The sequence below is a fragment of the Lactiplantibacillus paraxiangfangensis genome (assembly GCF_036246185.1).
In the GTDB taxonomy this organism is placed as follows: domain Bacteria; phylum Bacillota; class Bacilli; order Lactobacillales; family Lactobacillaceae; genus Lactiplantibacillus; species Lactiplantibacillus paraxiangfangensis.
Genome location: NZ_BTPW01000046.1, coordinates 1 through 10281, shown reverse-complemented (window position 1 = coordinate 10281; position 10281 = coordinate 1). Strand labels below are relative to the sequence as shown.

Here is a 10281-nt window from a genome sequence, read left to right as displayed (position 1 = left end):
GTAATGAACGCTTTAATCGGAATTTACGTTATTTTTATCCTAAAGGGACTCGTTTTGAGCACATTAGTGCTCAAGATTTAACGACGACGTTACTCCAAATTAACCAGCGACCGCTTAAAATACTCGACTGGCAAACACCGTATCAGGTTATGCTGACAAATTTGTCCAAAAATTCGGATTAAATTTGCAATCTACCGTACCAAAATATTATCTAATCTCAGAAAAGACCCGGCCGTCACCGAACAGGTGACGTTAAAGCAAGTTAAGCGGATTATGAGCAAGCTAGGCATTCGTTGCCAGGTTCATCAGAAAAAGCATTCACGAATCAAACAACAGGAGCAATACTTACAAGATAATGTTTTAAATCAGCGTTTTGGCGTTAACCAACCAAACCAGGTTTGGTTAGCTGATTCAACGGAATTGACCTATGGTGTTAACGGTCAGTATAAAGTGCGTTTGAGTGGCGCGCTGGATCTTTACGGTCGCCATCTAATTGCCCATAAATTAAGTGAAACTGAAACTTCGAAGGCAAAAGTTCAGGTTTTTCAACGGGCCTTTAATTTTGCGGGTGACGTCCACCCTGTAGTGCATACTGACCGAGATTCGGCATGCACATCAGGAACATTCAATAACTTTTTGGCGCAACATGAAGTCACCCGTAGTATGTCACGACCAGGGACGCCGTATGATAACGCACCAATGGAACGTTGGTGGAACGAGTTCAAATTGCGCTGGATTGATCGACACGCTAAACCAGTTACCTATAAAGAATTAGTGGCCTTGGTCGAAGAAGGCATCAACTATTTTAATCAACTAGATCGTTCACCAGCAAGAAACGACCTCACCCCAGCGGAATACTGGAATGAGGCCGTTTAAGCAAAGCAAAACTTATATTATTTCAAATGACAACTTGACAGGGACTAGTACAACTCAGGGGGCTTTACTTTAATATTTCCTGTAGATATTAGCCTTTTTTTAATTTTAATTATGTCTAGAAGCCTATGTTAGAAGTCATAGTCGCCGCTACTCATAGCTTCAGCATTACCCATTAGATAGCCAGCACCAACTTGTGAAAAGAAATCATGATTGGCCGTTTCGGTTGAAATTCCGTTCATTACGATTGGGTTGATATCTTTAATCTCAGCATTGGGGAAGCGGGATTCAAAGCCCATATTTTGGAGCGCCTTGTTGGCGTTGTAGTGAACGAATTGTTTAACGTCTTCCGCTAACCCAATCGGCGCGTAAACTTCTTCGGTGAACGCAAACTCGTTCTCAAGGAGATCGTCGAGCAACTCATCCATCCACTTTTTGAATGTTTTTTGTTCAGTCGCCGATAGCTCGTTATATCCCAATTGAAATTTGTAGCCGAGGTAGGTACCATGAACAGATTCATCGCGGATCACCAGTTTGATAACTTCAGAAAGATTTGCCAGCTTATTGTTACCACGGTACCAAAGTGGGGTAAAAAAGTTGGTGTAGTACAAAATTCCTTCAAGAAAGACGCTTGCAACTTTCTTTTCAAGGTTGTTTCCCGTTTGATAAATATCATTGATCCGTTTGGCTTTGTATTGCATTCTGGGATTATTGTTCATCCATTTGAATACTTCGTCAACAGTGGCTTGATCGTTCAAAGATGTCAAAATAGTGCCGTAGCTTTTGGCATGAATTGACTCCATCATCAAAAAGTCATTGAGGACTGCTGCTTCTTTTCGTGTCCGAACGTCGGGCCGCATCACGTCGACTCCTTCTTCAGATTGGAGTGTGTCCAGCAAGGCTAATCCACCCACAACCCGATTGATAACCGATTTTTCGGTGCCAGAGAGTGTCCGCCAGTCCCGTAAATCATTAGAAACAGGTACTCGCGTATCCAGCCAGTATTGTGCCGTTGCTTTATCCCATACATATTCGTCAAGTTCGTCTTCGATGATGTCCCAATTAATTGTTTTATAGCTCATTAGTTGAATACTCCTTAAAAGTCGTAGTCGTCATCGGTCATTTTTTCAGTGTCCGATTCATTGTTTGCAGCCGTTACCTGTTGCAAAAATTGATTTTGATCAATCATCAGTTCTTTGAGTTGCGCCACTAGTGAAGACGGTTGAACTTCGTAGACAGCGTTAAAGCCAAGTGACATTAATGCATGATTGGCACCATAGGAGGCCAGATTGATGGCTTCGGTGGCATCGTCAAGGTTAGCTTCTAAGAAGTCTTTTTCAGTTTGCATGAGTTGATCAAACTGTGTATTAATCCAATACTGCAGTTCGGTTTGATCACTTACAGTGAGTTCTTCAAATCTGAGGCGAAATTTGTAACCAATATAAGCACTAAAAAGGGCGCTACCGCGGAGAATATTAGCCAACATTTGGTAAGTATTGACGAGAGCCTGTGTTTGAAGTATTGTCCAGTATTTACCAAACGAGAGCCCAGTTTCAGTCAGAATAAAAAGGGCTTTTTTCTGTAAGGCCATATCGCTAGTGCTCATTTGGGCTAGTTGGTCAATTTCAGCTTGCAGATTGGCATTATCATCTGCCCAAGTAAAACTTTCACCGCCGTTACCCGGAATCAGAGCCCGGAAAATGGTCGTACAGCTTTTGGCATGGACTGATTTCATAAAGGTAATGGTGTTTAATACGGATTCTTCTTGTTGAGTTCGCCGATCGTGGCGAATAGCAGGGGTGCCAACTTCTGATTGGTAGACGGCTAACATTGATGTACCTGCCAACATACGAGTAATGGCCTGTTGTTGAGTATCTGATAGCTGTTGCCAAGCCGTTTGATCATTCGTGATGGGAATCCGAATGTCCAACCAAAAGTTAGTGGTGAGTCGTTCCCACATGTATTTATCGAAATTATCTTTAATATCATCCCAGTTAATTGCTTTGTAGTATAAATAGTCCATCGTTATTTGTTCGTCTCCTTAATTAGGATTCATGGGTATATGGGTCTTGTGACCCAATAACGTATGCCGGTGTGTTAAACGGACGGTAAGACCCCAAGTGAATTTCCTAGATCATGCATGATTCACATTCATTTGCCGTTTTAATTTCATCGTCTTCTGTAAACGTTCGAATGTAATAAAGTGACTTAATGCCCTTTGTCCAGGCGTAATTCCGTAACCGGTTAAGGTCTCGGGTTGTCATCTTTAAATTGTTATTGTCCTTCCACTCGTAAAGGTCAGGTTTCAAAACTGAACGCATAAATAGTGTCAGACTCATGCCTTGATCAATGTGCTTTTGAGCTACGGCATAGGTGTCAATAATTTTTCGTTGATCAATATCATATGCGGGTGTGTAGTAAGGCAAAGTTTCGTTAGACAGGTAAGGTGCTGGATAGAAGATTGAGCCTACCTTATTTTCCTGCCGTTGTTCTACTAATTGTGTGATTGGATGAAGTGATGCACTTGTTTCATTGACGTACGAAATTGACCCGTTCGGTGCCACAGCGAGTCTATTACGATGATAAAGGCCGCCAGTAATCACAGCTTGCTTGAGTGCCTTCCAATCTGTAACAGATGGTAATTTAATATTTTTGAAGATTTTTGCAACTTTGGTACTCTTAAATTTAAAGTCTGCGTTCAAGTATTGATCGAAGTAACTGCCATCAGCGTACTTTGATTGGTCAAATTTAGCGAAGGTTTCGTGGCGTTCACGGGCAATTCGATTGCTCGTAACGAGTGAATAGTAGTTTAAAGCTAGGAAGTAGGCATCAGTAAATTCAAGGGCCTCTGGTGAGCCATACTCAATTTGGTGGCGTGCAAGGGCAGTATGCAGACCCATAGCCCCTAATCCAATCGTGTGGTAAAGTTCGTTACCATGTTTAACAGTCGGTACTTCCTTAACGTCGGTTGTGTCAGTTACGAGGGTGAGCGCACGAACAGCAACCTCAACTGAGTGACCGAAGTCCGGCGAGTCAATCATATTCATGATATTAGTTGATCCGAGATTACATGAAATATCGGTGCCAATTGTCTTGTACGATAGGTCATCATCAAGTTTTGACGGTTCTTGAGGCTGTAAGATCTCACTACAAAGGTTACTCATAATAATTTTGCCATCGACAGGGTTAGTTTGGTTGGCCGTATCAATGTTCAAGATGTAAGGATAACCAGATTCTTGTTGGAGTTGAGAAATCTTTTGTTCTAGTTTCCGCGCGTTAAAAACTGACTTCTTAATATTGGGGTTAGCGACCATGTTGTTATATTCTTTGGTGATATCGATGTAAGCAAATGGCGTACGATATTCACGTTCGACATCATAGGGGCTAAAAAGATACATTGGTTCGTTAGTCTTGAGTAATTCATAATATTTATCAGGAACAATCAAACCGAGGGACAAGGTCTTCACCCGAATTTTTTCGTCCGCATTTTCCTTTTTGGTATCCAGAAAATGTAAGATGTCAGGATGGAAGACGTTGAGATAAACCACTCCGGCGCCGTTCCGTTGCCCAAGTTGGTTACTGTAGCTAAATGAGTCTTCAAGTAACTTCATCACTGGTACAACGCCAGACGAGGCGTTGGAAATCTGCTTAATAGGATCACCTGAGGCGCGCAAGTTTGACAGGTTAACGCCGACGCCCCCACCGATTCGAGATAGTTGAAGGGCAGAATTAACGCCGCGTCCAATTGAGAGCATGGAGTCGGCCACATCGATTAAAAAACATGATACCATTTCACCGCGCCGTTTTTTACCCGCGTTGAGAAACGTGGGGGTGGCAGGCTGATAACGTTGTGAAATCAATTCATCGGCAACGTCATTGGCAAGTTGTTCATCACCATTAGCGAGATAGAGGGCATTGAAGACGACGCGATCGACAAAGTCTTCCAAAAATTGCTGGCCATCATTAGTTTTCATGGCATATTGTGTGTAGAACTTGTAGGCACCGAGAAAGCTGCGAAAACGAAAGTGATGGTCTCTCATTTGGTCGAACAAGGACTGCACAAACTTGTGAGAGTATTGTTCCAGGATACTTGGATCGATATAATCTTCGTCAACCAAGTAATTTAACTTGGCATTTAACGAATCAAATTGCTTGGTCTTCGGTTTAACTGTCTCTTCGAAATAAGCCTTTAGGGCTTCTTGATCATAATGTAGCGGAATTTCTCCGTTGCTTGGGATATTTACGAGGTTATTTAAGTAAAAATAGGTATTTTCCATTTCTGGGGTGCTAGTTACCATTAGGGATTACTCCTTCGTTGTTTGAAAACAAAATTGATTGCGATAGGTTAAGATGGCATCGGCAATGCGAGGAATGTCGTGTGCGGTGCCACGTAGCTCAAAATCGGTAATGTAAGGAAAATCGAAGCGTTTAGCATATTGTTTAGCCGTGAGTGCAAACTGCTTATTAAAATTACGATTACCGCTACCGATAATACCGTAGCAATGCTGGTAATTGCCTTCGTACGCGAGGTAATCTCCCAAAATAGTGGTTAATATTTCAGTATAACCGTTATTAACCCCATTACCACCTTTAAGAAAGGCTGGTAGGAAGGTAACAAACGGCTGGTCAAGAGTGGTGAATTCAGGGTGTTCTTTAACATTAATTGAACTAACCCGAACATGACGTTCTTTCTCAAAGTATGTTGTCAGTCTGCTAATAAAATATTTCGTGTTGCCACTCAAACTGATGTAGAGAATATTTATGGTTTCCGTAACTAATCATCGTCCTTTTTCTATATATAGTGGTTAGACAATTATAATAGCACTATATGTGGTGTCTATGCAAATTGGTGGACGATCTGATTGATCTACAAATTGTGTTGAATATAAAGATTCATGCGAGGTGGCTAAAATGGGCCCACCGTTGGTATTTTAAGCTGCACTAAGAGACGATAAACGGGACTTTTAATGAATGGAAGCAAGCTCCCAGGACCCAGCTCACAGTTTGCACCAAAGGCCTTGTTATCAATTGAGAAGAGCACACTGTACGGTTCATGATCAAAAAATATTTTGATTATGTCTACCAAGTGACTTTGTTTTTAAAAATAAAATTTGAAAAGCTTTCATTTTCTTATTTACTTTTAATATTAACCGTGATAATATTCTATATAATTCATGAAAAGAGGAATGAAAATGACCAATTCAACATTTAAATTGAACACCATTATTACCCGCGTAATTATTATTATTTAATGCGCGGGCGAATTGATGTGCCCGCAAGCAAGCGGGCAGAATTGGTTATTTAACACCAAGGACTGTCTTAAGGTCCTTGGTGTTTTTTTATTTTTAAGGAAGTGACAAACTTCCCTTAATTATGAATGAGACTGCAATTATTGGTAGAATTTACTTGTTTTGATTGAATAGGAGTGGAGCAAATGGAAGAAACATCAAATACATATTCTTTAACAGAAGCAAAAGTTGCCAAAATGGAACGAGATCCAGTTAAAACTGTCATTATGGCATCTATGATTGGAACCGCAATTGAATTTTTTGACTTTTATGCATACGGTACTGCCGCAGCAACATATTTTCCAAACGTCTTTTTCCCATCAGTAACCCCAACAATCGCAATGATCCTTAGTTTACTGACATTCGGAGTTGCGTTTGTAGCTCGCCCTCTAGGGTCGCTATTATTTGGTCACTTTGGCGATAAGTTAGGTCGTAAGCGGGCATTAGTTGTCTCATTGCTGATGATGGGGCTATCTACCGTTGTCATTGGTTTTCTTCCCGGTTATAGAACTTTGGGAATGACTGCAATTTTACTTCTATGTTTAGCAAGATTTACTCAGGGCATTGGTCTTGGTGGTGAATGGTCAGGGGCCGTTTTAGTTGCCACTGAGAACGCTCCAAAGGGTAAGCGGGCACTATTTGGTTCGTTTACTGAACTGGGTGCTCCAATTGGATTCTTTTTGAGTAACGGTTTATACGTTATTTTGGAAACCGTATTGACCAAGTCACAGATGGTAGAATTTGGTTGGCGGGTACCATTCGTTGCCTCAGCTGTTCTGGTTGTCTTCGGACTTTGGGTGAGAAGAAAGATGCAAGAAACTCCATTATTCCGATTGGCTCAAAAACGGGATAACGTCAAAAAAGCACCATTGGCACAGGTATTCACTAAGAGCTGGAAACAAATCCTCCAAGGAACATTTATTATGGCTGTTTCCTACACGTTCTTCTTTCTACTTTCAACTTGGTCATTGAGTTATGGAACTGCCGTGCTTGGATTTGATAGCCGTGAATTCTTGATGTTATTGATGGGATCAATCGTTGTATTTGCCGGAATGATTGTTTATTCGTCAATTTTGTCAGACCGATTTGGCCGCAGAACAGTATTGCTTGCAGGAACTGCAGCCATCTTCGTATTCTCGTTTGTATTTCCATTCTTTTTCCAAGGACACCAAAACGTTGTTGGAACTTTATTCTTCTTGTTGGTTGGTTTCTTAGCAATGGGAGTTATCTATGGTCCAGTTGGTGCAATGCTGCCTGAACTCTTCCCAACAAGTACAAGGTATTCAGGTGCTGGAATTGCTTACAATATGTCCGCTATCGTTGGTGCTGCTTTTGCCCCAACTATTGCATCTTGGTTAGTTGGACAATGGGGGATCCACGCAGTTGGTTACTACCTTGCATTTATGAGTTTGGTCTCAATCGTTGCTTTACTTTTGACAAAGGAAACCAAATCAGTGGATTACACTAAGTAAATATAATTGAAGAAACGCAATCAAGCAATTTCGGCCTTAAAGGAGGTGGTGGAAATGTCAGATAGCGACATTTCAGGCATTATCAATATTGTGAAAAGTAAAATTAGAAAATGGACGTGTCAGTTGTAGTTACAAAGTTAGAATAAGATTTTCATGGTAACGGCAACTGGCCATAATGGAGGGAAAAATTATGACTAATCAAAACGTTACCTTAAATACACAACAAAAATCATTTGCCCAAGCACTGTTTAATGCTTATCAAACTAAGCAGCCACTAAAAAGAGCAGACTGGGAAGGGGTTGTAACCGATGATGAAACGGCCTATGCGGTTCAAGATTGCGTTGCCCAGTTAAAGCAGTTACCAACCGGCGGCTACAAAGTTTCGCTGACTAGCCAGCAAACTCAGGATATGTTTGATGCTGATAGCCCACTGTATGGACAACAAGTTGATTCACACTTTTTACCATCACCAGCGGTCTTATCATTAAAGCGGCAAACAATGGCTCCGTTATTAGAAGTTGAATTAGGCTTTCGCGCAACGGAAGACTTATTACCAAGCGATAGTTTAGATGATCTTCGTCATAAGACCACCGTTTGTGGAACCTTGGAGCTCCCTGACTGTCGGTTTGCTGACTGGTTCCCCGACCTAAATAAATACTGTGTTATGAGTGATTGTGCAGTTGGCGGTTACGTCGTGTATGGCAGTGAGCGGCCAGCAGATGAAGTATTCTCAACTGTTGATGATGCTGCCAACGTAAGTGCGACTCTCTATCATGATGGACAAAAAGAAGCGACAGGGCAGTCTAGTGAAGTCCTTGGTAATCCCTTTAAGTCTTTGCAATGGCTAGTCGGTAAACTTGCTGCCCAGGGTAAACGGTTCCGAGCGGGACAGCTAGTTTCATCTGGTACCTTTCTCTTACCTCCACATTTAACAGCAGGCAAGTGGGAAGCTAAGTTTGACCACGGGTTCGGTGATGTGGTTGTTAATGTCAATGATTAATTAGTGGGGTCAATCAGAAAGGAAGTCTTATTATGACTAGGAAAGTAGCAGTTATTGGAATGGGACATGTCGGGGCAACCGTTGCTCATTACCTCGTTGCTTGTGGATTTACGGATGATTTAGCACTGTATGACACGAACGAAGCAAAGGTTCGCGCTGATGCGCTTGATTTAAGAGATGCAATGGCAAACCTGCCTTATCATACTAATTTGACCGTTAACGATGATTCACAATTGGCTGATTGTGATGTGGTGGTTTCGACCCTTGGTAAATCGAAGCTAGTTGATACGCCTGATCATGATCGTTTTGCAGAATTTAAATTTACCCGTACCCAAGTCCCGTTAGTAGCAAAAAAACTGGTTGATAATGGCTTTCATGGTAAGCTAGTCGACGTAACTAATCCATGTGATGTTATTACCTCCATGTATCAAAAACTGACGGGGCTCCCTAAAGAACACGTGCTGGGGACGGGAACCCTGCTAGATTCAGCTCGGATGCGGGCTTGCGTTGGCGAAGCCTTAAATGTAGATTCCCGATCGGTAGTTGGCTTTAATCTTGGTGAACATGGTAACTCTCAGTTTACCGCCTGGTCGACAGTTCGCGTTTTGGGCAAGCAGGTGGTTGATCTGGCTAAAGAACGGCATGTGAATTTAGCTGATGTCGAAGAACGTTCGCGACAAGGCGGTTATATGGTTTATAAGGGCAAAAAATATACCAATTATGGGGTAGCAACAGCGGCGGTTCGTCTGACTAACGCCTTATTGAGTGATGCCCGAACAGAAATGCCAGTGTCTAATTACCGCGAAGAATATGGCACTTACCTTTCGTACCCGGCAGTAGTTGGCCGCGATGGAGTAGTTGCACAATTGCAGCTCGACTTAACAGCCACTGAACAGGAAAAGTTAGCAACTTCAGCTAAGTACATTAAAGACCGGGTTAAGGCTGAAGAACAACGAGCAGCCTCAAATGGCAACTAATGCTATTAAATAACCGCTAGAAGCTGGCCTAATTGTCAATTTCTAGCGGTTTTTGTATTATATGTTAATCCTTAAAATAATTAAGGAGAGCGTAAAATATCTTGTGTAAATGCATAAAAGATATTTTACGCTCTCAAAATTTTATAATGAAGGGAAACTAAGACTTATAATTAGCATAGAGTGACTAACTCTTTATCAAAATACCCACAAAGGGCCTGCTCAACTAACAATTGAGCGGGCCTCTTGTAGTTCATATCGAACCCTATCACAACTAATATTATATAGAAAGCTAGTATAATTTAATGCCTCCAATTTCAAAATGAATATTTCTCAAGACTACTTAAACCAAGCAGTAATCTTTTTAGTAAGCGATTATTTAAGTATTCATGTTTAGGCTAATTTAAGCCATCTTAAATAAATTTAGAAGCTATCTTTTTCAATTAACTTAAACCGACGCTGCTGCGTGCGTTTACTAATCCCCGTCTTTCGTTCAATCATCTTATAAGTCATGCCTTGTTTTCGCAACTCATAAGCAAATCTGATCTGTTCATCAGAATACGTTTTCGGTCGCCCTTCCCGAAACAACGGATCATGTTGCTTGGCATACAATTTACCTTCTTGTGTGCGCGTGACAATCATATCGCGTTCAAACTGCGCAAAGGCGCTAAATA

Annotated in this window: 8 protein-coding genes and 2 pseudogenes; 5 read left to right on the top strand and 5 right to left on the bottom strand. The window is 41.5% G+C overall.

Annotated features, from left to right (window positions below; genetic code table 11):
- Positions 1 to 182 (top strand): annotated as a pseudogene (locus tag AAA939_RS14840) (IS30 family transposase); the annotation flags it as partial.
- 91 nt (positions 183 to 273) lie between these two features.
- Positions 274 to 876, top strand: coding sequence for a DDE-type integrase/transposase/recombinase (locus tag AAA939_RS14835; RefSeq protein WP_251919706.1), 603 nt, complete (start codon positions 274 to 276; stop codon positions 874 to 876).
- A 128-nt stretch (positions 877 to 1004) separates the two neighbouring features.
- On the opposite strand, the gene nrdF is transcribed toward AAA939_RS14835, so the two are convergent.
- The 4 genes from nrdF to nrdI form a co-directional block, all read right to left on the bottom strand.
- Positions 1005 to 1955 (bottom strand): class 1b ribonucleoside-diphosphate reductase subunit beta, encoded by a 951-nt coding sequence (gene nrdF / locus AAA939_RS14830; protein WP_020923860.1) that lies wholly within the window; start codon positions 1953 to 1955, stop codon positions 1005 to 1007.
- A 14-nt stretch (positions 1956 to 1969) separates the two neighbouring features.
- Positions 1970 to 2896, bottom strand: a complete 927-nt coding sequence (locus AAA939_RS14825) for a ribonucleotide-diphosphate reductase subunit beta (RefSeq protein ID WP_010623241.1) — start codon at positions 2894 to 2896, stop codon at positions 1970 to 1972.
- Positions 2897 to 3002: 106 nt separating this feature from the next.
- Positions 3003 to 5150: a class 1b ribonucleoside-diphosphate reductase subunit alpha gene (gene nrdE / locus AAA939_RS14820; RefSeq protein ID WP_029508458.1), complete on the bottom strand. Its 2148-nt coding sequence runs from the start codon at positions 5148 to 5150 to the stop codon at positions 3003 to 3005.
- A gap of 27 nt (positions 5151 to 5177) precedes the next feature.
- Positions 5178 to 5636: a class Ib ribonucleoside-diphosphate reductase assembly flavoprotein NrdI gene (nrdI, locus tag AAA939_RS14815; RefSeq protein WP_071665479.1), complete on the bottom strand. Its 459-nt coding sequence runs from the start codon at positions 5634 to 5636 to the stop codon at positions 5178 to 5180.
- Positions 5637 to 6307: 671 nt separating this feature from the next.
- Between nrdI and AAA939_RS14810 the strand changes: the two genes are divergently transcribed.
- The 3 genes from AAA939_RS14810 to AAA939_RS14800 all read left to right on the top strand — a co-directional run bounded on the left by AAA939_RS14810 (position 6308) and on the right by AAA939_RS14800 (position 9610).
- Complete coding sequence (locus AAA939_RS14810) at positions 6308 to 7633, top strand: MFS transporter (RefSeq protein ID WP_057717379.1); 1326 nt, start codon at positions 6308 to 6310, stop codon at positions 7631 to 7633.
- 190 nt (positions 7634 to 7823) lie between these two features.
- Positions 7824 to 8633, top strand: coding sequence for a 2-keto-4-pentenoate hydratase (locus tag AAA939_RS14805; protein WP_012390814.1), 810 nt, complete (start codon positions 7824 to 7826; stop codon positions 8631 to 8633).
- A gap of 32 nt (positions 8634 to 8665) precedes the next feature.
- On the top strand, positions 8666 to 9610 hold the full coding sequence (locus AAA939_RS14800) for an L-lactate dehydrogenase (RefSeq protein WP_027821212.1): 945 nt from the start codon (positions 8666 to 8668) through the stop codon (positions 9608 to 9610).
- A 420-nt stretch (positions 9611 to 10030) separates the two neighbouring features.
- On the opposite strand, the pseudogene AAA939_RS14795 reads toward AAA939_RS14800, so the two are convergent.
- A pseudogene (locus AAA939_RS14795) lies at positions 10031 to 10281 on the bottom strand (recombinase family protein); the annotation flags it as partial.